The 25,568-nt window shown below is 71.0% G+C and carries 19 protein-coding genes and 1 pseudogene; 11 read left to right on the top strand and 9 right to left on the bottom strand.

Annotation, left to right across the window (positions count from 1 at the left end):
* The first annotated feature begins 11 nt into the window (after window positions 1–11).
* The 5 genes from ACWDRW_RS08550 to ACWDRW_RS08530 all read left to right on the top strand — a co-directional run bounded on the left by ACWDRW_RS08550 (window position 12) and on the right by ACWDRW_RS08530 (window position 8,176).
* Entirely contained in the window at window positions 12–659 is a 648-nt protein-coding gene (locus ACWDRW_RS08550; RefSeq protein WP_451721611.1) for a LysE family translocator, read from the top strand.
* Window positions 660–1,094: 435 nt separating this feature from the next.
* The gene (locus ACWDRW_RS08545) at window positions 1,095–2,828 is read left to right on the top strand and encodes a glycoside hydrolase family 3 protein (protein ID WP_451721610.1); all 1,734 of its coding nucleotides are present in this window, start codon (window positions 1,095–1,097) and stop codon (window positions 2,826–2,828) included.
* A 222-nt stretch (window positions 2,829–3,050) separates the two neighbouring features.
* Entirely contained in the window at window positions 3,051–3,677 is a 627-nt protein-coding gene (locus tag ACWDRW_RS08540) for a hypothetical protein (protein ID WP_451721535.1), read from the top strand.
* Window positions 3,678–3,734: 57 nt separating this feature from the next.
* Complete coding sequence (locus ACWDRW_RS08535) at window positions 3,735–4,073, top strand: CU044_2847 family protein (protein WP_451721534.1); 339 nt, start codon at window positions 3,735–3,737, stop codon at window positions 4,071–4,073.
* Window positions 4,070–8,176 carry an nSTAND1 domain-containing NTPase gene (locus ACWDRW_RS08530; protein WP_451721533.1) on the top strand — a complete coding sequence of 1,369 codons (4,107 nt, stop codon included), beginning with the start codon at window positions 4,070–4,072 and terminating at the stop codon, window positions 8,174–8,176. Before ACWDRW_RS08535 ends, ACWDRW_RS08530 begins: the two co-directional genes overlap by 4 nt.
* A gap of 58 nt (window positions 8,177–8,234) precedes the next feature.
* Here ACWDRW_RS08530 and ACWDRW_RS08525 read toward each other — a convergent pair whose 3' ends face one another.
* From ACWDRW_RS08525 to ACWDRW_RS08515, 3 genes are all read right to left on the bottom strand, one after another.
* Window positions 8,235–9,656, bottom strand: coding sequence for a S28 family serine protease (locus ACWDRW_RS08525; protein WP_451721532.1), 1,422 nt, complete (start codon window positions 9,654–9,656; stop codon window positions 8,235–8,237).
* 171 nt (window positions 9,657–9,827) lie between these two features.
* On the bottom strand, window positions 9,828–10,217 hold the full coding sequence (locus ACWDRW_RS08520) for a hypothetical protein (RefSeq protein ID WP_451721531.1): 390 nt from the start codon (window positions 10,215–10,217) through the stop codon (window positions 9,828–9,830).
* Window positions 10,218–10,299: 82 nt separating this feature from the next.
* A complete protein-coding gene (locus ACWDRW_RS08515) occupies window positions 10,300–14,022 on the bottom strand; it encodes an ABC transporter ATP-binding protein (protein ID WP_451721530.1) in 3,723 nt (1,240 codons plus the stop codon).
* Window positions 14,023–14,175: 153 nt separating this feature from the next.
* On the opposite strand from ACWDRW_RS08515, the gene ACWDRW_RS08510 reads away from it, so the two are divergent.
* The gene (locus tag ACWDRW_RS08510) at window positions 14,176–14,748 is read left to right on the top strand and encodes a hypothetical protein (RefSeq protein ID WP_451721529.1); all 573 of its coding nucleotides are present in this window, start codon (window positions 14,176–14,178) and stop codon (window positions 14,746–14,748) included.
* A gap of 5 nt (window positions 14,749–14,753) precedes the next feature.
* On the opposite strand, the gene ACWDRW_RS08505 is transcribed toward ACWDRW_RS08510, so the two are convergent.
* Window positions 14,754–15,377, bottom strand: coding sequence for a response regulator (locus ACWDRW_RS08505; protein ID WP_451721528.1), 624 nt, complete (start codon window positions 15,375–15,377; stop codon window positions 14,754–14,756).
* Window positions 15,377–16,648: a sensor histidine kinase gene (locus tag ACWDRW_RS08500; RefSeq protein ID WP_451721527.1), complete on the bottom strand. Its 1,272-nt coding sequence runs from the start codon at window positions 16,646–16,648 to the stop codon at window positions 15,377–15,379. Before ACWDRW_RS08500 ends, ACWDRW_RS08505 begins: the two co-directional genes overlap by 1 nt.
* A gap of 170 nt (window positions 16,649–16,818) precedes the next feature.
* Here ACWDRW_RS08500 and ACWDRW_RS08495 point away from each other — a divergent pair, with 170 nt between their 5' ends.
* Together ACWDRW_RS08495 and ACWDRW_RS08490 are read left to right on the top strand one after the other, a co-directional pair.
* Complete coding sequence (locus tag ACWDRW_RS08495; RefSeq protein WP_451721526.1) at window positions 16,819–17,370, top strand: GlcG/HbpS family heme-binding protein; 552 nt, start codon at window positions 16,819–16,821, stop codon at window positions 17,368–17,370.
* Window positions 17,371–17,447: 77 nt separating this feature from the next.
* Window positions 17,448–18,572: a hypothetical protein gene (locus ACWDRW_RS08490; protein ID WP_451721525.1), complete on the top strand. Its 1,125-nt coding sequence runs from the start codon at window positions 17,448–17,450 to the stop codon at window positions 18,570–18,572.
* On the opposite strand, the gene ACWDRW_RS08485 is transcribed toward ACWDRW_RS08490, so the two are convergent.
* Window positions 18,569–19,600 carry an esterase-like activity of phytase family protein gene (locus ACWDRW_RS08485; protein WP_451721524.1) on the bottom strand — a complete coding sequence of 344 codons (1,032 nt, stop codon included), beginning with the start codon at window positions 19,598–19,600 and terminating at the stop codon, window positions 18,569–18,571. The genes ACWDRW_RS08490 and ACWDRW_RS08485 overlap by 4 nt on opposite strands.
* Before the next feature lie 48 nt (window positions 19,601–19,648).
* Window positions 19,649–20,488, bottom strand: coding sequence for a serine hydrolase (locus ACWDRW_RS08480; protein WP_451721523.1), 840 nt, complete (start codon window positions 20,486–20,488; stop codon window positions 19,649–19,651).
* Between the two features lie 99 nt (window positions 20,489–20,587).
* On the opposite strand from ACWDRW_RS08480, the gene ACWDRW_RS08475 reads away from it, so the two are divergent.
* The 3 genes and pseudogenes from ACWDRW_RS08475 to ACWDRW_RS08465 form a co-directional block, all read left to right on the top strand.
* Window positions 20,588–20,953 carry a hypothetical protein gene (locus ACWDRW_RS08475; RefSeq protein WP_451721522.1) on the top strand — a complete coding sequence of 122 codons (366 nt, stop codon included), beginning with the start codon at window positions 20,588–20,590 and terminating at the stop codon, window positions 20,951–20,953.
* A gap of 181 nt (window positions 20,954–21,134) precedes the next feature.
* Complete coding sequence (locus ACWDRW_RS08470; RefSeq protein WP_451721609.1) at window positions 21,135–21,935, top strand: endonuclease I family protein; 801 nt, start codon at window positions 21,135–21,137, stop codon at window positions 21,933–21,935.
* A 136-nt stretch (window positions 21,936–22,071) separates the two neighbouring features.
* Window positions 22,072–22,698 (top strand): annotated as a pseudogene (locus tag ACWDRW_RS08465) (MmyB family transcriptional regulator); the annotation flags it as partial.
* A gap of 176 nt (window positions 22,699–22,874) precedes the next feature.
* Here the strand turns inward: ACWDRW_RS08465 and ACWDRW_RS08460 are convergent.
* A complete protein-coding gene (locus ACWDRW_RS08460) occupies window positions 22,875–24,569 on the bottom strand; it encodes a thiamine pyrophosphate-binding protein (protein WP_451721521.1) in 1,695 nt (564 codons plus the stop codon).
* A complete protein-coding gene (gene speB / locus ACWDRW_RS08455) occupies window positions 24,566–25,534 on the bottom strand; it encodes an agmatinase (RefSeq protein ID WP_451721520.1) in 969 nt (322 codons plus the stop codon). The genes ACWDRW_RS08460 and speB overlap by 4 nt, the downstream gene beginning before the upstream one ends.
* Window positions 25,535–25,568: the final 34 nt, after the last annotated feature.

The following is a 25,568-nucleotide window of genomic DNA, read 5'->3' as shown; positions in this document are numbered from 1 at the left end:
GAGTCGTCATGATCGTCGATCCGAGCGGAGTCCTCGGCGTGTTCGTCGTGGCCCTGGGCATGGTGCTGACACCGGGCCCGAACATGCTGTATCTCGTCTCCCGCAGCATCACCCAGGGCCGCCGCGCCGGGGTGATCTCGCTCGGCGGCGTGGCCGTCGGCTTCCTCGTCTACCTGACGGCCGCGAACCTCGGCCTGTCGGTCGTCTTCTACGCGGTGCCCGAGCTGTACGTCGCGGTGAAGCTGGCCGGCGCCTGCTACCTCGGCTGGCTCGCCTGGAGCGCGCTGAAGCCGGGCGGGATCTCGGTGTTCGCACCGAAGGACGTGGCCCCCGACTCACCGCGCAGGCTCTTCACGATGGGCCTGGTGACGAATCTGCTCAACCCGAAGATCGCCATCATGTACCTGTCCCTGATCCCGCAGTTCATCGATCCCGAGGCGGGTCGCGTGCTGCTCCAGGGGCTGGTACTGGGCTCGGTGCAGATCGTGGTCGCCGTGACGGTCAACCTCTCCATCGTGCTGGCCGCCGGGACCATCGCCGTGTTCCTCGCCCGCCGCCCCGGCTGGCTGCGGGCGCAGCGCTATGTGATGGGCACGGTGCTCGGGGGACTCGCGGTCTCCCTGGCCGTGGACACCTCGGGACCGGCGCGGGCGAGCTGACGGCGCCGCAGTCACCCCTTGCGACTCCGGCGCCCCAACTTCCGGGATTCGGCGCGGAGGCGGGAACCCGCCTTCGCCACCGCCCGTCCAACTCGCAAGCTGTCGGAGAGTCACCACGGTGCGGTGTCGGCCTCGCTGCTGGCTGCGAACGCTGACCACCCTCTCCGCCGTACCGCGGCCGACAGCCCGCCGTCATCGGCGCGCCCCCTCCAACAGCGCCGATGGCGGCCCTCATTCCCCGGCCGCGCGCCTTCACCGGGTTACTGTGCACTCTCTTGACTGGCAGAAACTTCCCGGATATTGGTGACTCCTCGGAAGTTTCTTTCAGCGGAACCCCTCTGAAGCCTCTTCAGCGGATCACCTCCGGAAGGAGCGCACGTGCCCTCCAGACGCACCGTCCTCGCCGCGACAGCGGGAGTCACCGCCGCCCTCGCGATGGGCGGCACCGCATACGCGGACGACAAGAAGCTCCGCTCCCTCATCTCCCGTATGACGCTCGAGGAGAAGGTCGGCCAGCTGTTCGTGATGCGGGTCTACGGCCACTCCGCCACCGCCCCCGATCAGGCCGACATCGACGCCAACCTCAAGGAGATCGGCGTCCGCACGGCCGCCGAGCTGATCGCCAAGTACCGCGTCGGCGGCATCATCTACTTCGCCTGGGCCCACAACACCCGCAACCCGCACCAGATCGCCGACCTCTCCAACGGCATCCAGAAGGCGTCCCTGGAGCTGCCGCGCGGACTGCCCGTCCTGGTCTCCACCGACCAGGAGCACGGCATAGTCGCCCGCGTGGGCAAGCCCGCCACCCTCTTCCCGGGCGCGATGGCCGTCGGCGCGAGCGGCTCGCGCTCCGACGCCCGCACCCTCGGCCGGATCGCCGGAAAGGAACTGCGCGCCCTCGGCATCCGGCAGGACTACTCCCCCGTGGCCGACGTCAACGTCAACCCGGCCAACCCGGTCATCGGCGTACGCTCCTTCGGCTCCGACCCGGCAGCGGTCTCCCGGCTGGTCGCCGCCGAGGTCGTCGGCTACGAACGCTCCTCGGTCGCGGCGACCGCCAAGCACTTCCCCGGGCACGGCGACACGGCCGTGGACAGCCACTACGGCTTCCCGGTCATCACGCACACGCGCGCACAGTGGGACGCGCTGGACGCGCCCCCCTTCCGGGCGGCGATCGAGGCGGGCATCGACTCGATCATGACCGCGCACATCATGGTCCCGGCACTGGACGACTCCGGCGACCCGGCCACCCTCTCCCGCCCGATCCTCACCGGCATCCTGCGCGAGGAGCTGGGCTACGACGGGGTCGTGGTCACCGACTCGCTCGGCATGGAGGGCGTCCGCACCAAGTACGGCGACGACCGGGTCCCGGTGCTGGCGCTGAAGGCGGGCGTGGACCAGCTCCTGAACCCGCCGAACCTGGACGTCGCCTGGAACGCCGTGCTGAAGGCGGTGCGGGACGGCGAGCTGACCGAGGCGCGGCTGGACGAGTCGATCCTGCGGGTGCTGCGGCTGAAGGCGAAGCTGGGGCTCTTCGGCCAGCCGTACGTCAGTCACCGGGGCGTGGACCGCACGGTGGGCATCCCGGACCACCTGGAGGCGGCCGACCGGATCGCCGAGCACTCGACGACCCTGCTGGTGAACGAGGGTGCCCTGCTGCCGCTGTCCCCCGTCGAGCTGCCGAGGATTTTGGTCGTGGGCGCGGACCCGGCGTCCCCCTCCGGCACGACGGGCCCGCCCACCGGTGTCCTGGCCACCGCGCTGACCGAGCTCGGCTTCACGGCGACCCCGCTGTCCACCGGCACGGCACCGTCCACCGCGACGATCGCGCGCGCGGTGGCGGCGGCGCAGGACGTGGACGCGGTGGTGGTGGGGACGTACAACGTCACGGCGACCAGCAGTCAGAAGACACTGGTGGCGCAGTTGCTGGCGACGGGGAAGCCGGTGGTGGCGGTGGCCATCCGCAACCCCTACGACGTGGCGCACCTGCCCGCCGTGCAGGGCTACCTGGCCTCGTACTCCTGGACCGATGTGGAACTGCGAGCGGCGGCAAAGGTGATCGCCGGCACGGTGACCCCGCGCGGCAAACTGCCGGTGCCGGTACAGCGGGCGGACGACCCGAGCCGGGTGCTGTACCCGCTGGGGCACGGGCTGTCTTATCCGGCGTAGAACACGGGCTGTCTTATCCGGCGTAGAACACGGACTGTCGTACCCGGTGCGGGGCACGGACTGTCGTACCCGGCGCAGGGCACGGACTGTCGTACCTGGCGTAGCGCCTGGTACGCCACCGCTCGGGCGCACCACCCCCAATGGGCCCAAAGCACCCCGTGCGTCTGGCGTGCGCCCGCTGTGGCGGGCCACGCTGGACCTGGGGGCTCTGGGGGGAGTGCGATGCGTGGGAGACATGCCGTGGGGGCGGTGGTACTGGCGGTGGCGGCGCTGTTGACGGCCTGCCAGTCGGAGGGGGGCGCGGAGGAGGACGGCCGCGGGAGCGAGGCGGTGTCGGCGGCCCCGTCCCGGGCCCGCCCCTCGGGGTACGGCACGGTGTTCCTCGGGGTCGACGAGTGCAGTTCCTTCGGCACGACGAGCTTCACGGAAGTGCCGTGCGGCGGGGAGCGGGCGGCGGCGAGGGTGGTGGCCCGCTTCGACGGCGCCGTCGGCGACGGCCCGCCCTGCCCCAGCACCACGGACTTCGTCCTGCACATCAGCGAACAGAGCCCCTCGGACGAGGACGGCGACGGCGCGGTCCCCCAGGGCTACGCCTGCATGCGCAACCTCACCCCGCCCCACCCCGGCGACCCGGGCGCGGGCGGCGGCCCCCGCACGATCGTCGGCGACTGCGTCTACAACACGGGCGGCCGCCAGGTCCGCGAGACGTCCTGCGACGGCAAGGACAGGAAGAAGCCGCAGTACAAGGTGGTCGAGGCGGTGGCGAAACGCACCGACTGCCCGGTGTCGACGGCGCTGTACGTCCAGTTGGGCGGCGACCGCCCGGTGGGCTGCGCGCGGCCGGTGTGACACGCGAACGGCCCCATCCGGCATGCGGCATATGCCAGGTTCATGGAACGTGGCAGCGTGACCTCTCTTCGACGGATACCTCTGGAGGGCGGGGGCTGGCTGCTGGTGGAGGAGCCGGGCCCGCCTGACGCGGGGCCGGTGAAGGCCGGCCGCATCGGCGACACGGTGCGCGAGTTGCCGTCCACGTTGGAGGGCGCCCTGGAGCCGGTGACGGAGGCGGCCCGAGCCGCCCTCACCGCCCTGCGCAAGGCCCGCCCCGACGAGATCACCGTCGAGTTCGGCGTCGACCTCGCGTTCGAGGCGGGCGCCGTGATCACGAAGAGCCAGGCCGGGTGCCATCTGAAGGTGACGGTGGCCTGGAAGGACGAGGTCGCCGAGGGGGGTGGCCAGCCATGACCGGTGACGGCATCGCTTCCGACCTCCCCTTGTCGGTGGCCCAAATCCTCACACCGGACGGACAGGTCGCCGGCACCGGCTTCCTGGTGGCCGAGGGTGTACTGGTCACCTGTGCGCACGTCGTCGAGGATGCCGGGGGCGGACCCGACTCCGAGGTCCTGCTGTCCTTCCCGTACCTGGTGAACGCTGACGGCATCCGGGGAACGGTGCCCACCGACCTGTGGCGTTCCGCCGAGCGCGAGGACGTGGCCTTCATCCGACTGAACCGCACGCCGGCCGGTGCGTGGATCCTCCCGCTCGGCTCGGCTGAGGGCCGTCGGCGCCACGACGTGCGGTCGTACGGATTCCCCGCACAGGCCTCGCGGGAAGGACATCTCGGCTTCGGCAAGGCCGGCGATCTGCTGCCCGCCACGGAGTCTCGGAGCGCGCTTCTGCAGCTGACCGACGCCAACGACCTCACCACCGGGTTCAGCGGCGGACCCGTCTTCGACGAGGACACCGGCCTGGTCGTCGGCATGCTCACCGCGATCACCGCGCCCGACACGTACGAACGGGGACTGGGCATCGCGTACGCCACCCCCACCGAGGTCCTCCGGGAGATCCTCCCGGAGCTGGCCGAGCGCGACGTATGCCCCTACCGAGGCCTGGAGCCGTTCACGGCCGAACACGCCCAGTGGTTCGAGGGCCGCTCGGAGGCGGTACGACAGGTACTGGCGAACCTCTCGCAACAGCGCCGCCTGACCCTTCTGCTCGGCCCCTCGGGCTCGGGCAAGTCGTCGCTGATCCAGGCGGGCGTGCTGCGCGAGCTGGCGGACGGCGCGCTGCCAGGCAGCGACCGGTGGCTGCCCGTACTGGCTCGGCCTCGGCAGGACATGCTCGCGGAGATCGAGCGGGCGGGGCTGCCCGGGGCGAGCCTGGACGGCATCACGGCGGCGGTCAACGCCCGCCTGGCGGCGGAGACTTCGTACCAGCGGGTCCTGTTGGTCATCGACCAGTTCGAGGAACTGCTGGTGCAGAGCACCAACGGGCGGCTGCGGAAGCTGCTGGAGGCCATCGACGAGGTTACGTCCGCGGCGGACGCCTACACGAAGGTCACCGTGATCCTGATCATGCGGGACGACTTCTATCCGCAGCTGGCGGCACGGGCGCCCAAGTTGCTGGAAGCCGCGATGTCGGGCCTGCTCAATGTGCCGGGCACCCTCACCCAGCAGGACCTGCACGACATCATCGTCCTGCCTGCCGAGAACGTGGGGCTGCGCTTCCAGCCCGGCTTGGCCGAGCGGATCATCGGCGACGTACTGGACATCACCCCCGAGGCCGCCGTCACCCGGCAGGCGCCCGTCACCGTGCTGCCGCTACTGGAGATGACGCTCCAGCAGTTGTGGGACCGGCGTGAGGACGGGTACCTCACCCACGAGGCGTACGAGCGCATCGGGGAGGTCAGCGGCAGCGTCACCACGTGGTGCGACAGCGCGCTCGACGAACTCTCCCCCGAGCAGCAGGACATCGCACGGCGGGCCCTCACCTCCCTGGTCCACCCCGCCGACCCCAGCCACAACATCACCGCCGTACGCACGCAGGTTCCGCTCCATGAACTGCGCGACCTGGCGGCTGACCCGGGCGCCACGGGGAGACAGGAGGCCGTCGACTCCGTGATCGCCGCGCTCGCCCGTCGCCGCATCATCACCACCCAGACGCTGCGAGCCCCGCAGGTCCCCGGCGCCCCGCCCGGGGAACCGGTGGCCGAGCTGATCCACGAGGCGCTCATCCGCAACTGGGGCGCCCTGCGCAAGTGGGTCGACCAGGACCACCGCTTTCAGGAGTGGCTCGGCCGCACCCGCGAACGCCAGGCCCGCTGGGCAGAGAAGAAGGACCCGGGGGACCTGCTGGGCGGAACGGCCCTGGCGGAGGGGCTTGAGTGGTCACAGCAGCGGCGGTTGCCGGGGGATATCGCGGAGTTCCTGACGGCGAGCAAGGACCGTCAGCGGTCGGCAATCCGACGCAGCAGGATGCTCAATGGCGTACTGGGCGGCTTGCTGGTGCTGGCGCTGTTGGCGGCGGGGGGTGCGGTGTGGCAGGGGCTCCGAGTGGGGAACGCCAAGGAAAGGGCCTTGTCTCGGCAGCTTGCTGCGCAGTCCGACGAACTCATCGGCACGAACCCGGAGATCGCCGCGCTGCTGGCCGTCAAGGCGTATCGCACTAGTCATACAGCGGAGGCAGTCGAGAGCCTGCAGAACGCTGGGGCGTTGCCAGCGCATCGACGCCTGACCGGACACACTGACGAGGTGCGCTCTGTGGCCTACAGTCCCGACCGCCGCACCCTCGCCAGCGCCAGCGCCGACGGAACGGTACGGCTGTGGGACACGGACACGAACGAGGTACGGACCACGTTCAGGAGCCACGAGGTAAACGCAGTGGCATTTCATCCCGAGGACCACATACTCGCCACCGGCAGCGCCGACAAAACCATCCGCCTCTGGGACACAGACACCGGCAAAACACTCACCACACTCAAAGGACACACGGACCAAGTAAGAACAGTGGCCTTCCACCCCAAGGGCCACACACTCGCCACCGGCAGCGCCGACAAAACCATCCGCCTCTGGGACACAGACACCGGCAAAACACTCACCACACTCAAAGGACACACGGACCAAGTAAGAACAGTGGCCTTCCACCCCAAGGGCCACACACTCGCCACCGGCAGCGCCGACAAAACCATCCGCCTCTGGGACACAGACACCGGCAAAACACTCACCACACTCAAAGAGCACACGGAGCCTGTGACGTCGTTGGCCTACAGTCCCGACAGCCGCACACTGGCCAGCACCGACGGCTACGAACTTCGCCTGAGACACGGAACCACCGGCAAGACTCGCGAAATCCCCGCCAGCTCAGCACTTCTGCTCGCCTTCAGCCCTGACAGCAAGACACTCGCCGCTGCGAGCGACCGCTACGTAGAACTGCTGGACGCCACCAACGGTTCGGTTAGAGCATCCCTCATGGGGCACTCGAACGCCGTTCTCGGGCTGGCCTTTAGCCATGACAGCGACACGCTCGCCACGGTCAGCCGCGACAGAACCCTTCGCCTATGGCGCTCCGCCCCCGACGACCGCACCGCACTGGCCGGACACACCGCCGAGATCTGGGGCGTGGCCTTCAGTCCCGACGGTCGTACGCTCGCCACTGCGAGTGCCGACAAGACCGTACGGCTGCGTGATCCGGCCACCGGCAAGCTGGGCAAGACACTCAGGGGACACCGCAATGAGGTGAATGCGGTGGCCTTCAGCCGCGACGGCCGCATGCTCGCCACCGCAAGCGACGACAACACTGCACGGCTGTGGGACGCGGCCACCGGCGCCTCGCGCACCACGCTCAAGGGACACGACGCCAGATTGTGGGCGGTGGCCTTCAGCCCTGACGGCCGTACCCTCGCCACCGCGAGCGCAGACGGAACCGCTCGTCTGTGGAACACGGCCACCGGTACATCACGAGCCGAACTGACCAAGCACAACGCGACGGTGTTGGCGGTGGTCTTCAGTCCCGACGGCCACACCCTCGCCACCGCAGGCCAAGACTCCACTGCACGGCTGTGGGACGCGGCCACGGGAAGGCTACGAAAAACGCTTCCCGGACACACCGCCGATGTGTCGGGGGTGGCCTTCAGCCCGGATGGCCGTACCCTCGCCACCGCCAGCTGGGACGGAACGGCGCTTCTGTGGGATGCAGCCACCGGCAGAGCACGCGCGACGCTGACCGAGCACACGGGGGCTGTCAACGCGGTGGCCTTCAGCCCTGACGGTCGCACACTCGCCACCGCAGGCGACGATGGAGCCATCCGCATGTGGGACGCGGAAACCGGCAAAGCCCGTACCACCAGGCTCACAAGCCCCGTGGCCATCACCTCGCTGGAGTTCAGCCCCGACGGCAATACTCTGGCCACCGTGGCCTGGGACGGAACGGGTCGATTGTGGAAAGTACCCACCTCGCTAAAGGTCGACCAAGCCATCAAGAAGGTCTGCAGCACGTTCGATCGTGACCTCACTCCGGAAGAGCGCAAGGCCTATTTCCACGACGAGTCCGACGAGTCGGTCTGCCCCTGAAAAGGCACGCCAGACCGGCGGCAGGCCCACCAAGGACCCGCCGCCGGTTCAAGGCAGGTTACGGACGCAGCGTCCGCTCCACCCCCCGCCTGTCCAGCTTCGCGTCGAACTTCGCCAGGGGCTTCGCCGAGGACGGGTTCGACTGGACCGAGGCCGGGGCCACGCCCGCCCACTCCAGGATCTTCGCCGTTGCCAGGGCCTTCTCGGAGTCGATCAGGCCCGCTACCCGGGCGCCGTGGTTCGCGCCGGGGGCCGTGAAGATGTACGAGTCACGCGCGCCCTTGCCCAGGTGGAAGGGTTCGGCGCCCCACGGGTCGTTCTCGCCGTAGACGAAGAGCATGCGCGTCGCGTTGTGGCGGACCCAGTGGTCCACGTCCCGCATCACCCACGGCTGGAACTTCATCTCGATGTCCCGCGGGACGAAGTGGCGCGGCGGCAGGTAGCCGTAGCGGATGTACTTCTTCTCGATGTGCGGGAAGACGATCGTCGGCGCGCCCAGCTGCGTGCCCGCCTGGTAGTAGTACGGCGTGTACGGCTCCAGGCCCTGGTCGGTGTAGAAGCTGAAGCCCGCGATCGTGTCGATGGACGTCCAGATCTCGTCGTCCGTCGCGTTCTTGGCGTCCGCCGGGATCGTGTCGCAGTCCGACAGCAGGCTGTACTGCCAGAAGCCCCAGACGTAGTCGAGCACCGTCGCCTCGTACGCCTTGTCCAGGCTGCCGACCGTGTTGAAGGTGTACTCGTTCTCCGCCGCGTACGCCGCGTACCGCTGCTCCAGCGGCTCCCGGCGCACCAGCGCCTCGCGCTGGACGCCGTTCAGGCGGTCCCGGCACTCCTTGGTGCCGACGGTGGCGAAGAACTCGTCGTACGCCGAGTCCTCCCTGTTCACCACGTCGTTGGGGGCCACGTAGGCCACGACGCCGTCCATGTCACGCGGGTAGAAGCGCTCGTAGTACGTGGCGGTCATGCCGCCCTTCGAACCGCCCGTCGACAGCCACTTCTTGGGGTAGATCGGCTTGAGCGCCTCGAAGATGCGGTGTTGGTCGCTCGCCGCCTGCCAGATGTCCAGCTTCTTCCAGTCCGCCGGAGCCGGCCGGGACGGGGTGAAGTAGCGGTACTCCATGGAGATCTGGTTGCCGTCCACGATCTGCGTCGGCTCGCGCCGGCTCGGGGTCGTGGAGACGTTGTAGCCGCCGGTGTAGAAGACCGTCGGGCGGCTGACGTCCTTGTGCAGCATGGTGATCCGCTGCTGGAACGTGCCCTTCGACGGGTGCCGGTGGTCCACCGGCTGCGTGTAGTTGAGGACGAAGAAGCGGTAGCCGGGGTACGGCTTCTCCTCGATCAGGCTCATGCCCGGTATCGCGAGCAGCCGGTCCTTGATGTCGGTGGTGGCCTCCGGCTGGGCGGCGGTGGCCGCCCCTGCCGTGCTCAACGTGCCTATGAGCACCGTGAGCGCCAGCAGCCATCTGAGCGCCTTGCGCATGCACCCTCCCCTGTGAGTCAGATGTGCGCCCGGAAGCTATCGGAGCAACTGACGATCACACCAGGGGACTTACCGAAAAAGGCCGGTTCGCAAGGGAACAGAAACAGTTCGAGGGGACACAGGGACTGTTCAAGGGGACACAGTTTCGCGGGGCCGCGGGCATCGGCGGTCTCAGCACAGGATCCAACCCGACTCCCCCGAGCCCCCGCCCACCCTGCCCGTCACCTTCACGCAGCGATGCCCCACGTACAACGTCACCGTGCGGGACTTGCGGCGGTGCTTGCCCTTGTACGGCACCGGTTGATGGCCCCGCGCCTGCACGCTGACCGCCATCGTCCGCAACGGCCCGGGGTTCTTGGCCACGGTGACCGCGCAGACCTGTCCGCCGGACTGGTAGACGTGCACGGCGCCCGTGGAGAACGGCACCGTGCGGACCTTGCGGCCCGCGCACGAGGTACCTGCGGCCTGTGCCTCCCCGGGCGCCGCGACCGCCAGCAGCCCGGACGCGGTCAGCACGGCCAGGCCGACCGCGAGCCGTCGGCGTATCGCACCACTGTCCACTGCGTCGTCCTCCCCGTACCCCGGCGATGAGCGTACTGGTGTACGGACGCGTGACGTACGCCGGACGGTTGCGTGCCGATCGTCACGCCAGCTCTACACCGACCGGTTCACCGACGAAAGTCCGCCACAGTTCGGCGTACCGCCCGCCCAGGGCAAGCAGCTCCTCGTGCGTGCCGTCCTCCGCCACCCTGCCGTGGGCCATCACCACGACCCGGTCCGCGCGGGCGGCCGTGGTCAGGCGGTGGGCCACGACGAGCGTCGTACGGCGGCCCGCGAGGCGGTCCGTGGCCTGGTTGACCTGCGCCTCCGTCGCCAGGTCCAGCGCGGCCGTGGCCTCGTCGAGGAGCAGGACGTCGGGGTCGACGAGTTCGGCGCGGGCCAGGGCGATCAGCTGGCGCTGGCCTGCCGAGAGGTTGCGGCCGCGCTCGGCGACCTCGTGGAGGTAGCCGCCTTCGAGCGTCGCGATCATCTCGTGCGCGCCCACCGCCCGGGCCGCCGCCTCCACCTGGGCGTCCGTCGCCTCGGGACGGCCGTAGGCGATGGCGTCACGGACGGTGCCCTGGAAGAGGTACGCCTCCTGCGGGACGACGCCGAGCCGGTGCCGGTACGCCGTCATGTCCAGGGCGCGCAGATCGGTGCCGTCGACGGTGACCCGGCCGGCGGTCGGGTCGTAGAAGCGGGCCACCAGTTTCACGAGGGTCGACTTGCCGGCCCCGGTCTCGCCGACGAAGGCGACCGTCTGGCCCGCGGGGATGCGCAGGTCCACGGCGGTCAGCGCCTCCTCGTCGCCGCCGTACGCGAAGTGCACGTCCTCGAAGGCGATCTCGCCGCGCAGCGACAGCACGTCGAGCGGCTCCTCGGCGGACTTCGTGGACGTGGGCTCCCGGAGCAGCTCCTGGATCCGGCCCAGCGACACCGTCGCCTGCTGGTAGCCGTCGAAGACCTGCGAGAGCTGCTGCACCGGGGCGAAGAACAGGTCGATGTAGAGCAGGTACGCCACCAGCGCGCCGGTCGTCAGCGTCGCGTCGTCGATCCGGCCCGCGCCCACGATCAGCACCGCCGCCACGGCCGCCGACGACAGGAATTGCACGAAGGGGAAGTAGACCGAGATCAGCCACTGGCCCCTGATGCGGGCCTGCCGGTAGCTGTCGCTGCGCCCGGCGAACCGCGCGCCGCCGTCCCGCTCGCGCCGGAAGGCCTGCACGATCCGCAGCCCGGAGACCGACTCCTGGAGGTCGGCGTTGACCACCGACACCCGTTCACGGGCCAGTTCGTACGCCTTCACACTCGCCCGGCGGAAGAAGTAGGTGGCGACGATCAGCGGCGGCAGGGTCGCGAAGACGACCAGTGCCAGCTCGAGGTCGATCACCAGCAGGGCGACCATGATGCCGAAGAAGGTGACGACCGAGACGAACGCGGTGACCAGGCCCGTCTGGAGGAAGGTCGACAGGGCGTCGACGTCCGTCGTCATCCTCGTCATGATCCGGCCGGTCAGCTCGCGCTCGTAGTAGTCGAGTCCGAGCCGCTGGAGCTGGGCGAAGATCTTCAGGCGGAGCGCGTACAGGACCCGCTCGCCGGTCCGCCCGGTCATCAAAGTCTCGCCGACCTGCGCCGACCACTGCACGGTCACCGCCAGCAGGGCGAGCAGCGAGGCCGCCCAGACCGCGCCGAGGGCCGCCTCGGAGACCCCGCTGTCGATGCCGTGCCGGATCAGCACCGGCAGCAGCAGTCCGGTGCCTGCGTCCACGGCCACCAGGGCGAGGCTCACCAGCAGGGGCAGCCCGAAGCCGCGCAGCAGCCTGCGCAGGCCGTACGACTCCTCGGGGGTGACCGCTCGGGCCTCGTCGATCTCGGGGAGGTCCTTGGCCGGGGGCAGCGCCTCGACCGCGGCGAGGAGCTCCGGGGTGGCGGGGGCCGCGTCCATCGCGGCGTCGCGCGGGGTGCGCTCGCCCGCCCACAGCCGGGGGGTGATCCCGCGCTCGGCGTCGAACTCGGCGTCCAGCTCGGCCCGTACGGTCGTGTCCTCGTCCTGCGGTACCGCCTTCGGGGTGTGTCCGGGCGAGACGCCGCCCAGCTCGTCGGGGTCGGTGAGCAGGCGCCGGTAGAGGGCCGAGCGCTGCTGGAGTTCCTCGTGCGTGCCGAGGTCGGCGAGCCGTCCGCCGTCGAGGACGGCGATGCGGTCGGCGAGGTTCAGGGTGGAGCGGCGGTGGGCGATCAGGAGGGTCGTACGGCCCTCCATGACCTGGGCGAGGGCCTCGTGGATCTCGTGTTCCACGCGCGCGTCGACGGCGGACGTGGCGTCGTCGAGGACCAGCAGGCGGGGGTCGGTGAGGATGGCGCGGGCCAGGGCCACGCGCTGGCGCTGGCCGCCGGAGAGGGTGAGGCCGTGCTCGCCGACCTTGGTGTCGTAGCCCTCGGGGAGCTCCCGGATGAAACGGTCCGCCTGGGCGGCGCGGGCGGCCTGCTCGATCTGTTCCTGGGTGGCGTCGGGGCGGCCGTAGGCGATGTTGCTGCGGACGGTGTCGGAGAAGAGGAAGGAGTCCTCGGGGACCAGGCCGATCGCGGCGCGCAGCGAGTCCAGGGTCAGCTCGCGGACGTCGTGGCCGCCGATGAGGACGGCGCCGTGGGTGACGTCGTAGAAGCGCGGCAGCAGGAGCGAGACGGTGGACTTGCCGGAGCCGGAGGAGCCGACGACCGCGAGGGTCTCGCCGGCGCGGATCTCGAAGCTCAGGCCGTCCAGGACCGGGCTGGCCTTGCCGCCCGCGCCTTCGTACCCGAAGGACACGTCGTCGAACTCCACCGTCGCCGGGGCGTCGGCGGGCAGCTCCTTGGTGCCGTCCTTCAGCGACGGCTCGGTGTCGATCAGCTCCAGGACGCGCTCGGTGCCCGCGCGGGCCTGCTGGGCGACCGTGAGGACCACGGCGAGCATCCGGACCGGGCCGACGAGCTGGGCGAGGTAGGCGGAGAAGGCGACGAAGGTGCCGAGGGTGATGTGTCCGCGGACAGCGAGCCAGCCGCCGACGGCGAGCATCGCGACCTGGCCGAGGGCGGGGACGGCCTGGAGGGCCGGGGTGTACTTGGAGTTGAAGCGGATGGTCCGCAGCCGGCCGGCGAAGAGCCGCCGGCTGACGTCCCGCAGCTTGCCGGTCTCCTGCTCCTCCTGCCCGAAGCCCTTGACCACCCGGACCCCGGTGACGGCCCCGTCGACGACGCCGGCGACGGCCGCCGCCTGGGCCTGCGCGTACCAGGTGGCGGGGTGCAGCTTGCTGCGGCTGCGCCTGGCGATCCACCACAGCGCGGGCGCGACCGCCAGGGCGACGAGGGTGAGCGGCACCGACAGCCAGGCCATGACGACCAGGGAGATCAGGAACAGGGCGAAGTTCCCGATGGTCATCGGGAGCATGAACAGCAGGCCCTGGATCAGCTGGAGGTCACTGGTCGCCCGGCCCACGATCTGCCCGGTGGACAGCTCGTCCTGCCGCCGCCCGTCGAGCCGGGTGATCGTGTCGTACATCTCGGTCCGCAGATCGTGCTGGACGTCGAGAGCGAGCCGGCCGCCGTAGTAGCGCCGGACGTAGGTGAGCACGTACACGACGACCGCCGAGGCGATCAGCAGTCCCGCCCACAGCGCCATGCCCCGGCTCTTGTCGCCGATCACGTCGTCGAGGATCACCTTGGTGATCAACGGCACCAGGGCCATGACGGCCATACCGGCCAGGGAGGACCCGAGGGCGAGGACGACGTCCTTCGGGTAGCGCCAGGCGTACCCCCACAGTCTCCGCGCCCAACCCTGCCGCGCTGCCACGTCCGGCCTCCCCGTGTGATCGTCCACGGACATCCCCAACGTGTTCCGGGGCAGTTTTCATCCCGGGGCGGGTCTCGGATGAGCATCAACGCTCATTACCTCTGAGTAGCCCGGCGGTGCCGCCGCGTCCGCCGCCCCGCTTTGATCATCGGCATGAGGAAGAACACCGTGCTCGTCGTCGCCGCCGTCGCCCTCGTGCTGCTGTTCGCGCTGCTGGCCAAGGGGTGCGAGGCGATCGAGGGCGGCCCGGTGCGCACGACGGACGAGTTCCGCGCGCATGTACAGGCCACCACGGAAACGGGCACGCGGGTCTACCTCGCGCTCTCCCCCGTGCCGACGGGCGACCCGCACCCCAGCCAGGAGAACGGCGGCTCCTGCGTGGACGACTTCGGCTGGGACCAGGGCAATGTCACCCGGGACCAGCCGACCTACGCCTGGGACCTGGAGTACGCGAGCACGGCGGACTTCCGCGCCGCGCTGAGGGCCCTGGAAGCCACCTGGCGCGAGGAGGGACGCGAGGTGGAGAAGGTCGAGAACGGCATCACCACCGCCCTCGACGACGGCATACGGGTCACCCTCCACCTCGGCTGGTACACCGGGAAGCCCGAGCTGCGCGCGGAGGGCAGGTGCATGCGGTACACGGACGACTACCGCGACGCCTACCAGTACACGAGCGACGCGAACGGCGACGGCACCGTCGACGAGTACGAGCGGCCCGCGTACTGAGGCGTTCAGGGCAGCAGCCGCTGTTCCTTCGCCACCGCCACCGCGCCCGCCCGGGTGTCCACGCCGAGCTTGTCGTAGATCCGGCCGAGGTGGGTCTTGACCGTGGCCTCGCTGATGAACAGCGCCTTGGCGATGTCCCGGTTGCCGAGGCCCTGGGAGAGCTTGCCGAGGATCTCCTGTTCCCGGTCGGTGAGCGTGGGGCGCGGATTGCGGAGGTTGGCCATGACCCGGCCCGCGACCGGTGCGGACAGGGCCGTACGGCCCTCGGCGGCGGCGTGGATCGCGGCGAACAGCTCCTCCGGGCGCTCGGCCTTCAGCAGGTAGCCGGTCGCGCCCGCCTCGATGGCCCGGGTGATGTCGGCGTCGGTGTCGTAGGTCGTCAGAACCAGCACGTGCGGGCCGCCGGGGGCCGCGGTGAGCCGCCGGGTCGTCTCCACTCCGTCGATCCCGGCCCCGAGCTGGAGGTCCATCAGCACCACGTCCGGCGTGAGCTTCGCGGCGAGCGCCAGCGCCTCCTCGCCGGTCCCGGCCTCCCCCACGACCTCGATGTCCGGGGCGCTGTCGAGGAGGGCGAGCAGTCCGGCGCGGACGACGGCGTGGTCGTCGCAGAGCAGGATGCGTACGGTCATCAGGGGTGCTCCAAGGAGTTCGCCACCGGCTTCTCCAGCGGGATCGCGGCTGACAGGACCGTGCCCTCGCCCGGCGCCGACTCCACGGCCAGGGTGCCGCCGAGCTGCCGTACCCGCGCGCGGATGGCGGGCAGCCCGTGCCCCCGCACTCCGGACGGGATGTCCGGCAGTGCCGCCGGGTCGAAGCCGTGCCCGTCGTCGGCGACGTCCAGGACGGCCTGGTCGTCGAGGAGGGTGAGGGTCAGCGCGGCGGCGCTCGCCCCGGAGTGCTCCCGTACGTTCGCCAGGGCGCCCTGCGCGATGCGCACCAGCGCCGACTGGACCCGGTCGGGCAGCTCGGGGGCGCGGCCGCCGTCGTCGAGGTGGACGCGGACGGTGAGGCGGTCGCCGGACTCCCGGGCGGCCAGGGTGCGCAGCGCCTCGCCGAGCCCGCCGCCCCGGGCCAGGTCGGCGGGGGCGAGGTCGTGCACGAAGCGACGGGCCTCGGTGAGGTTGTGCTCGGCCACCGACTCGGCGGTCCGGACATGCGCGCGGGCCTTGTCCGGGTCCGACTCCCAGACCCGCTCGGCGGCCTGGAGCAGCATCTGCTGGCTGGACAGGCCCTGGGCGAGGGTGTCGTGGATCTCCATGGCGAGCCGCTGGCGTTCGGCGAGGGTGCCCTCACGGCGTTCGGTGGCGGCCAGTTCCCGGCGGGTGCGGACCAGGTCGTCGATGAGCGCCCGCTGCCGGGCCGCCTGGCGGCGCAGGTGCACGAAGATCGCGGTGGCGAACCCGGCGACGGCCGCCGGGCCGACGACGAGGTCGAGGTCGAAGCGCGGGGCCAGCTGGAGCTGGGCGGCGATCACGAACACGGTGAGGACGGTGACGAGGACGTACGCGGCAGCGGGGGGCAGGTGGCGCAGGGCGACGTAGAAGAGGGGGACGGCGACCCAGGCGAAGCTCGGCGCCAGGGCGACGAGGACCGCCCAGACGGCGACGACCGCACCGAGCCAGAGGAGGCGGGGCGGGGTGGGCCAGGCGGACTCGGTGCCGGCCGGTCCCGGCCGGTCGCCGAAGCGGCCCATGACGTACAGCACCGCGAGGACGGCGGCCAGGGCGATCACCCAGGGGGCCCCGGGTTCCCCGCCGTGGCGCTGGAGGTAGCGGGCCATGGACGTGCCGAGCAGGAGGAAGAAGGTGGCGTGCATGACGGCGGCGAGCCAGCGGGCGTCGGGGTCGGCGGGCGTGCCGGGGGTGGCCGTGTCGCCGTACTCCTGCCGTGGTGCCCGCATGCTGCCCAGTGTCCCCCGCCCCACCGGCCGCCGGGGTCAACCGATCGGTTGACCCGCGCGTCCGCCGACCCGCTCTCCGGGAGCAGCCGGAACGCCGACGGGCGGGCCCCGGATCCGGGCCCAGGCTGGATCACGCAGTCGAACCCGCCGAGCCCAGGAGTTGCTGAGCCATGAAGAAGTTCTCCCGCCGTGCCCGTCTCGCCACCGGTGGCGTCGTCCTCGCGGCCGTGGCCGCCGGCACCTTCGGGGCCGTCTCCGCCAGCGCCTCGGCCCCGGCCGCCGCGCAGGCCCGCCCCGCCGCCGTGAAGTCGTCGGACACGGTCACCTCCACGCATCTGACGGTCAAGGCCGCCACCGAGGCCGCCGAGGCCGTCCTGGAGGCGGCGAAGAAGGAGAACCAGCGGGTCACCGTCGCCGTCGTGGACCGCAACGGCAACACCCTGGTGACCCTGCGCGGTGACGGCGCGGGCCCGCAGTCCTACGAGTCCGCGATCCGCAAGGCCTTCACCGCGGTCTCCTGGAACGCCCCCACCTCCGAGCTGGTCAAGCGCCTGGAGCAGACCCCGAACCTGAAGGACATCCCGGGCACTCTCTTCCTGGGCGGCGGGGCCCCGGTCACCGTGAACAACGCCCCGATCGCGGGCATCGGCGTCGCGGGCGCCCCGTCCGGCGCGCTGGACGAGAAGTTCGCGCAGGCGGGCGTGGCCGAGCTGGCCGGCTGACCCGACCGCCGTGTCCCCGGGCGCTCCGTCGGGGCGCCCGGACCCTCCTTTCCCGGTCCTTTCCCGGAGGCAAGCCCATGACCTCACCGCGAGCCGCCGTCCTGGCCCTCGTCGCGGCGGCCGTCCTGCTCACCGCCTGCGACACCGCCCCCGAACGCGGGCGGGCCGCCGGGAGTCCCCGCACGCCGACCGCCGCCCCCACTCCGGCCCCCGACCGCACGCCGACCCCCGACCCCACCCTCCTCGTCGCCGACTTCGGCGCCGACACGGTCACCTTCGTCGACCCCGCCGAGGGCCCGCTCGACTCGGTGAGGGTCGGCACCGCCCCCTACGGCCTGACCGTCGGCGCGGACGGCCGCGCGTGGGTCGCCGCGGCCGAGGGCGTCGCCGTCGTCGACACGCGCACCCGGGAACGCCTCGCGCTGATCCCGTACGAGACCGACGACCTCGGCGATCCGACGTACGGCGAGTACCGCGGCGGCGGCATGGGCATCGCGCTCGCCCCCGACGGCCGGCGGGTGTACCTCGGGGTCAACGTCCCGGGCGGGAACGGGACGTTGGAGGTCATCGACACCCGCACCCTGAAGGTCACCGGCACGGCGGACACCGGCCGCCGCCCCTTCGACCTGGACGTCTCCCCGGACGGACGGCACGTCTACGCCACCGGGCACGACTCCTTCGACGTCACCGTCGTCGACACGGCCTCCCTCGACACGCGTCGCGTCGAGGTGGCCCCCTACGGCACGGAGGGCGGCCTCGGCTCGTGGCTGAAGCCGCACTACGCGGCCGTACGACCGTCGGACGGCAGGCTGTTGCTGCCCTTCGAGGGCGAGAAGCTGGTCGTCCTCGACCCGGAGACCGGCCGCTCGACGGTCGAGCGCATGACGGCGAACACGCACCAGCACGGGGTGACCGTCCTGGCCGACGGCACCCTCCTCGTCGTGGGCACCGGTCCCATCGACCCGGCGGAGGACGCCGGCCCTTCCCTGACCGTCCGCCACCCGGACGGCCGGGAGAGGGTGATCCCGCTCGACGGTCCCCACGAGGACGTCGTCGCCGACGGCCGTACCGCCTACGTCACCGGGGGCTTCACCCGGGACGGCCACTGGGACGGCATCACGGTGGTCGACCTCGACACCGGCGGCACCCGTCGGCTGGCCGCGGGCGAGCGGCCGTCGGGGATCGCCGTGCTCCCGGGCTAGACCCGCGCCCTGAGGTAGTAGAACCGGGTCGTCTGGCTCGGGTTCTGGTTGTCGTCGCTGGCCAGCACGACCTTCAGGGCGCCGCCCTTCGTCCGGCCCGTGACCGTCATCGCCTCGATGTTGTCGAGGAGCGGGTTCGGCTGGGGCTGCTTCGCCGTGGCGCCGAGGTCCGGGCAGGCGGCGATGTCGGCGAGGAGGGTCTTCCCGACCAGCCGCACCCCGGGCTGTCCGGTGAGGTTCTCGACGTCGGAGGTGTCCGTCGCCCGGCGCGGGTCGGCGAGGTAGAGACGGACGGTGTTGCCGACGCCGGAGGTGAAGCCGCGCTCCAGGACGAGGAGCCGGCCGTCGGGGAGGGCCTGGACCTCCGGGACGCCGAGGCCGGTGTCGGCGCGGTAGCCGTACTGGGCGGCGAGTTCGTGGGCGCCCTTGTGGGCGCCCTTGTGCCGGTCCCAGGTCTGGAAGCGGACGATGCCCGCGGTGTCGCCGGACAGCGCGTACTCCATGGAGGCGAGCAGGCCGCCACGGAACCAGGTCAGGCCCTCGAAGGTGCCGTTGCTCACTGCCCGCCCGGCCGGGGCCGGCCGGAGCGCGTCGGGCACGGGGAGACGGCCGAGGATCCTGCCGTCCGCGGAGTAGCGGCGTACGGCGGGCTCGCCCTCGGAGCTGATCAGCCGGGTGCCGTCCCGGTCGACGACCACGCCCTCGGAGTCGAGGGCGGCGCCGTTCTCGTCGGCGAGCGCGACGACGGACCGCGGCGCGAGCGTCCTCGAGTCCAGCGAGAACAGCGCGGAACGGTCGGACACGGCCGCGAGCGAACCGTCCCGGTCCACCGCGAGCGCGGAGAGGTTGCCCACGAAGGTGCCCTGGTACGTCGTCTTGTCGAGCGCGTCGGAGAAGCGGTCGATGGCGACGTACGGCGAACAGGCGTGGTCCTGCCAGCCGTTGGCGTGGGAAGGACCGGCGGCGGTCAGACAGGTGGCCGCCGCCAGGGCCGCGGTGGCGGTCGCGAGTACGGATCTCATGCGCATGGACGTCACCGTAGGGCGGGCCGGTGAAGGACGGGAGACCGTCAGGCGTCAACTCGCGTCGAGATCGCGGTGGATGACCTTGGCGACGCTCTGGATGGTGTTGATGCCGTAGTTCATCGTGCTGTTCCCGTGGGTCAGCACGGTGATCATGTAGTCGTGGCCGCCGCCCTTGAAGGTGCCGACGCTGTGGACCCGCCAGCCATTGGTGGCGCGCTGGAGCCAGCCGTTCTTGACGTGCACGATGACGTCGGAGGGCGCGCCGTAGGGGGTGCCCCAGCGCTGCGAGGAGATGACGTCGCCCATCAGCTTGCGGATGTACCAGCGGGAGTCGTCGGTGAGCACCGTGTTCTTCGCGGTGAGCAGCTTCATCAGCTTCTGCTCGTCGGTGACGGTGATCTGGGTCAGGCCCCAGTAGCCGTTCGCGCCGGGCTTGGTCTGCGTCATGCCGGCGGCGGCGAGGAAGTTCTTCACCTTGGTGACGCCGAGCTGCTTCCACAGGGTGGAGGTGGAGGTGTTGTCGGACTTGGTGATCATGGCCGTGGCGAGCGACTTCTCCCGGCTGGTGAGCGCGCGCCCGGTCTTCTGCGCGTCCCAGAGGAGGGTGGCGAGGACGGTCACCTTGACCACGCTCGCGGAGTCGTAGGCGGTGGACGGCCGCAGGGTGCAGGTCGTCTGGGTGGACCGGTCGTAGAGCCCCACCGCGACGGTGCCCTTACGGGTGGCGAGCGCCGCGGTGATGTCCTTCTTCAGCTTCTCGGCGAGCCCCGCCTTGGCGGACGTACAGCTGACGGCGGGGGTCGCCGCGGCCGCGGGTGTGACGGCAGCCACGGAGGCGAGGAGCACCCCGCCCGCCACCCATCTGACACGTCTGGATATCGCGTGAGTCATGCCCCTTCGACTCGCACGGACGACCCGAAGTTGTACACGTGTTCCCAGGGTCACGTTTTCGGGTAGGGCAGCAGGTGTCGTCGGCGGGGGGAGTGGCCCATGGCGGGCAACGGGCGGAGCCAGGCATATCTGTGCGGTCAGCTGTACGCGGCGCTGCACGCGTTGCGCATCCTCGGCACCGGAAGCAAGGAGCTGGCCGGGATGAGCAACATGAAGAAGGCGTTCGAGAACCCCAAGAACGAGATGCCGAAGCTTCTCCAGGCAGCGGGTGGCCACCTCCTCAGGGCGTTCGAGAAGGGCACCGAGGCGGCCAGGGCGGCTTCCAAGATCTTCCGGGACATCCCCGACTTCATCCCGCCCGGCTCGGTCGGCAACGGCACCAGTGGTGATTCGGCGGACTTCACGACCGGCTGGTGCGAACAGATGAACACGTACAAGCAGGAGTATCCGAAGCTGCTGGCGTGACCCGCGGCGCGGCCGTGCCGGCCCTGTTGCCGCCGACGCCCGGTCAACTCGCGTAGACAAGCCCCGATTTGCCGTTTCCGGTCACCCAATGGACACGTGACATCCATTTACACCGCCGCATGTCCATGTCACTCTCCCAGGTGCCGCCTCCATTCAACCCGCGTAGATGGGACTCCCCCTCATGCTGGCGACACACATACGCCGCTGGAAGTCGGTGGCCCTCGCCACCGCCACCGTCCTGGCCGGCCTCAGCGTTCCCGCGCTCACCGCGACCCCCGCCGCGGCGACGACCACCGCGTACGACTCGACGTACTACAAGAACGCGATCGGCAAGTCCGGTACGAGCCTGAAGAGCGCGCTGCACACCATCATCAGCCCCCAGACCAAGCTGTCGTACACAGCGGTCTGGGAGGCCCTGAAGGTCACCGACCAGGACCCGAACAACAGCGGCAACGTGGTCCTGCTCTACAGCGGCATCTCCCGCAGCAAGTCGCTGAACGGCGGCAGCACCGGCAACTGGAACCGGGAGCACGTCTGGGCGCAGTCGCACGGCGACTTCGGCACCTCGGCGGGTCCGGGCACCGACCTGCACCACCTGCGCCCCGAGGACGTCCAGGTCAACTCCATCCGCGGCAACAAGGACTTCGACAACGGCGGCAGCTCCTTCACCAACGCCGGTGGCAGCCTGACCGACTCGAACTCCTTCGAGCCCCGCGACGCCGTCAAGGGCGACGTGGCCCGCATGATCCTGTACATGGCCGTCCGCTACGAGGGCGACGACAGCTGGCCGGACCTGGAGGCCAACGACTCCATCAACGGCAGCGTCCCCTACCACGGCCGCCTCTCGGTCCTGAAGACCTGGAACGACGAGGACCCGCCGGACGCCTTCGAGGAGCGCCGCAACCAGGTGATCTACACCAACTACCAGGGCAACCGGAACCCGTTCATCGACCACCCGGAGTGGGTCGAGGCGATCTGGTAGCCCACCCGGCCGGTCCGACCCCGCGTCAGGGCTCCCCCGTAGCCCTGACGCGGGGTCCTCGGATCCCCTCCGCAACCCGCTGACCAGGAGTCTCGCCCGCTTCGACGGCTCTTTCCACGTGCAGAAATTGCAGATAATGCGGCCCATGCGACTCAACACCAGTGATCGCGCCGCCCTGAGGAAAGTGCTCCAGGCGCGGCGGGCGGCGATCGACCCCGCGGCCAAGGGGTTCCCTCGGCGCCCGGCCGGGCCCGGGAGGCGGGCCGTGGGGTTGAGCCAGGAGCAGATGGACGAGCTGCTGGCGCGGGCGCGAGGGACGTACAACCGGTTCGAGAACGGTCAACTCGTCCGTCCGGCTGCCGACTTGATCACCGCCATCGCGAGGGCCCTGGAGCTCAGCGAGCAGGAGTGGGTGTTCCTGTGGCAGCTGACCCGCAAGGAGAACCCGCCCCGCGCGCTGCACGACAGCTCGGGAATGGCCCTGTCGGGGATGTGGCAGGGGCTGCTCGACCGGGTCGGCGGGGCGATCGCCTACGTGAGCGACGCGGAGTTCGACATCGTCGCCCACAACGAGGAGTTCCGGCTGCTGTTCCCCCCGGGACGGGCCCCGGCCAACGTCATGCGGGGTCTGCTGCTGGACCCGCGCATCCGCGCCGAGACGCTGACCGGCTGGCGGACGCACTGGGCGCCGGCCGTCATGCCGTTCCTCAAGCAGGCGGTGGAGCTGCGGCCGGGCAGTGCCGCGCTCGCCGCGCTCGAACGGGACGTCCTCGCCGACCCGGCGGCCGGACCGCTCTACCGGGCCGCCGGTTCCGTGCCGCTCCCCCATGTCGACGGTTCGGAGCTGCCCGTCCGCCACGCGATCCACGGCCCCGGGTGGCTGGCCACCTGTCTGGCCGAGCCCGTCGTCGCGCCCGGGGCCCGGATCAACCTCAGCTTCTACCGCTCCGACGACAGATGCGTGGGCGCGAACATCCGCAGCAGCGCCGGGAGTACGACCACCGAGGGGCCCGGCGCCGCGAGCGCCTTCGCCAGGTCCGCCTCCAGCGTCGACGGCGTGGTCCGCACCCCCGGCACGCCGAAGGACTCGGCCAGCGCCACATAGTCCGGGCGGGTCAGCTCGGTGGCCGTGGCCTGGCCGAAGGTGTCCGTCATGTACTCGCGCAGGATGCCGTAGCCGCCGTCGTCGACGATCAGCCAGGTGACGTTGAGGTCGTACTGGCGGGCCGTCGCCAGCTCCGCGACGGAGTACAGCGCCCCGCCGTCGCCGGAGACCGCGAGGACCGGCCGGGTGGGGTCCGCCGCCGCCGCGCCGAGCGCCGCCGGGAAGCCGTAGCCGAGGCCGCCGGCGCCCTGGGCGGAGTGCATGTGGTTCGGGCCCTTGGCGTCGAAGGCCGACCAGGCCCAGTAGGCCAGGATCGTCATGTCCCAGAAGGAGGGCGAGTCGGCGGGCAGGGCCCGGCGCACCGACGCCAGCACCTCCTGTTCCAGGGTGAGTTCCTGGGACGCGATGCGCTCCCGCACCCGGGACAGCAGGTCCCTCACGCGCTCCGCGGCCGTCGGATCCGTACGCTTCGACGCCGTCTCCAGCAGCGCCTGCAGCGCGAGTCGCGCGTCCGCGTGGATGCCGAGCGCCGGGTGGTTGGACTCCAGCTTGCCGAGGTCCGCCTCGATCTGGATCACCCGGCCACGCGGCTTGAACGTGTGGTAGTTGGACGACAGTTCACCGAGACCGGACCCCACGACCAGCAGGACGTCCGCGTCCTCCAGGAAGTCGGTCGTGTACCGGTCCTCCAGCCACGACTGGAGGGACAGCGGATGCGTCCAGGGGAAGGCGCCCTTGCCGCCGGGGGTGGTGACGACCGGCGCCTGGAGCAGTTCCGCGAGCTGCCGCAGCTTCCCGGACGCGTCCGCCCGTACGACGCCTCCGCCCGCGATGATCGCCGGGCGCAGCGCCTTCGACAGCAGATCGGCCGCGACGGCCGTCAGCTCCACGCGCGGCGCCAGCTCCTCCGGTGTGGCGTCCACGCCCGTGACCACCGGCACCCGCGTCTCGGCGAGCAGCACGTCCTGCGGGATCTCCACCCAGACCGGCCCGTGCGGGGCGGTCAGCGCCGACTTCCAGGCGGCGGCGATCGCGGAGGGGATCTGGGACTGCGTACGGACGGTGTGGACGGACTTGACCACGCCGCGGAACGAGGCGGCCTGGTCGGGGAGTTCGTGCAGGTAGCCGTGACGGCCACCGCCCAGACCGGCGGAGGGGATCTGGCTGCTGATCGCCAGCACGGGTGCCGAGGCGGCCGCCGCCTCCTGGAGCGCGGCCAGCGAGGTCAGCGCGCCGGGGCCGGTCGACAGCAGCAGCGGGGCCGCCTCGCCGGTGATCCGGCCGTAGGCGTCCGCCGCGAACCCGGCGTTGTTCTCCACGCGCAGGCCGACATAGCGCAGGTCGGAGCGGCGCAGGGCGTCGAACATGCCGAGGGCGTGCTGGCCGGGCAGGCCGAAGACGGTCGTCGCGCCGAGCCCGGCCAGCGTCTCCACGACCAGGTCTCCGCCGTTGCGGCCGGGGGGAGGGTTCAGCGCGGCCTCCGTCTGGGCGTCGGTGGGGCGCAGCACCAGGTCGTGGTCGTGAGTCACTTCGCGCGGGCCTCTGCAATCTGGCGGGACATGATGGTGGTCAGTTCGTACGCCGTGTGGGACGCGGCCACCGACGTGATCTCGGCGTGATCGTACGCGGGCGCCACCTCGACGACGTCGGCCGAGACGAGGTTGCAGGAGGCGAGTCCGCGCAGGATCTCCAGCAGCTCGCGGGAGGTCATGCCGCCCGCCTCCGGGGTGCCGGTGCCGGGCGCGTGCGCCGGGTCCAGGCAGTCGATGTCGATGGAGATGTAGAGCGGCCGGTCGCCGATGCGCTGGCGCAGCTGGTCGGCGATCTCGTCGGCGCCCCGGCGGTAGACGTCGGAGGAGGTGACGATGCCGAAGCCCATCTTCTCGTCGTCGGTGAGGTCCTGCTTGCCGTAGAGCGGGCCCCGGGTGCCGACGTGGGAGAGCGCCGAGGTGTCGAGGATGCCCTCCTCCACCGCGCGGCGGAACGGGGTGCCGTGCGTGTACTCGGCGCCGAAGTAGGTGTCCCAGGTGTCGAGGTGGGCGTCGAAGTGGAGCAGGGCGACGGGCCCGTGCTTCTTGGCGACGGACCGCAGCAGCGGCAGCGCGATGGTGTGGTCGCCGCCCAGGGTCATCAGCCGGGCGCCGGTGCCGAGCAGGTCGTCGGCGGCGGCCTCGATGGTCTCGACGGCCTCGTTGATGTTGAACGGGTTCACCGCGATGTCGCCGCCGTCGGCGACCTGCGCCAGCGCGAAGGGGGACGCGTCCTGCGCCGGGTTGTAGGGGCGCAGCAGCCGGGACGCCTCACGGATGGCGTTGCCGCCGAAGCGGGCGCCCGGCCGGTACGAGACGCCCGAGTCGAAGGGCACGCCGACCACGGCGACGTCGGCGGTGCCGACCTCGTCCAGGCGCGGCAGCCGGGCGAAGGTGGCGGGTCCGGCGTAGCGCGGGATCCGCGAGGAGTCGACGGGGCCGCGGGGCGTCTCGCTGCTGCTCATGGGAAATGCCTTCTTTCCTACGCTTCGTCGCGTA

Source organism: Streptomyces sp. NPDC003635, assembly GCF_053587635.1.
Note: the sequence above shows the minus strand (reverse complement) of the source record. Positions and strands in the feature narration are given on the sequence as shown.

Bases quoted from the DNA above. Each gene is read 5' to 3' on its own strand.
- ACWDRW_RS08545 (WP_451721610.1), top strand. From the start codon at position 1,095: ATGGGCGGCACCGCATACGCGGACGACAAGAAGCTCCGCTCCCTCATC.
- ACWDRW_RS08540 (WP_451721535.1), top strand. From the start codon at position 3,051: ATGCGTGGGAGACATGCCGTGGGGGCGGTGGTACTGGCGGTGGCGGCG.
- ACWDRW_RS08530 (WP_451721533.1), top strand. From the start codon at position 4,070: ATGACCGGTGACGGCATCGCTTCCGACCTCCCCTTGTCGGTGGCCCAA.
- ACWDRW_RS08525 (WP_451721532.1), bottom strand. From the start codon at position 9,656: ATGCGCAAGGCGCTCAGATGGCTGCTGGCGCTCACGGTGCTCATAGGC.
- ACWDRW_RS08510 (WP_451721529.1), top strand. From the start codon at position 14,176: ATGAGGAAGAACACCGTGCTCGTCGTCGCCGCCGTCGCCCTCGTGCTG.
- ACWDRW_RS08505 (WP_451721528.1), bottom strand. From the start codon at position 15,377: ATGACCGTACGCATCCTGCTCTGCGACGACCACGCCGTCGTCCGCGCC.
- ACWDRW_RS08500 (WP_451721527.1), bottom strand. From the start codon at position 16,648: ATGCGGGCACCACGGCAGGAGTACGGCGACACGGCCACCCCCGGCACG.
- ACWDRW_RS08495 (WP_451721526.1), top strand. From the start codon at position 16,819: ATGAAGAAGTTCTCCCGCCGTGCCCGTCTCGCCACCGGTGGCGTCGTC.
- ACWDRW_RS08490 (WP_451721525.1), top strand. From the start codon at position 17,448: ATGACCTCACCGCGAGCCGCCGTCCTGGCCCTCGTCGCGGCGGCCGTC.
- ACWDRW_RS08485 (WP_451721524.1), bottom strand. From the start codon at position 19,600: ATGCGCATGAGATCCGTACTCGCGACCGCCACCGCGGCCCTGGCGGCG.
- ACWDRW_RS08480 (WP_451721523.1), bottom strand. From the start codon at position 20,488: ATGACTCACGCGATATCCAGACGTGTCAGATGGGTGGCGGGCGGGGTG.
- ACWDRW_RS08475 (WP_451721522.1), top strand. From the start codon at position 20,588: ATGGCGGGCAACGGGCGGAGCCAGGCATATCTGTGCGGTCAGCTGTAC.
- ACWDRW_RS08470 (WP_451721609.1), top strand. From the start codon at position 21,135: ATGCTGGCGACACACATACGCCGCTGGAAGTCGGTGGCCCTCGCCACC.
- speB (WP_451721520.1), bottom strand. From the start codon at position 25,534: ATGAGCAGCAGCGAGACGCCCCGCGGCCCCGTCGACTCCTCGCGGATC.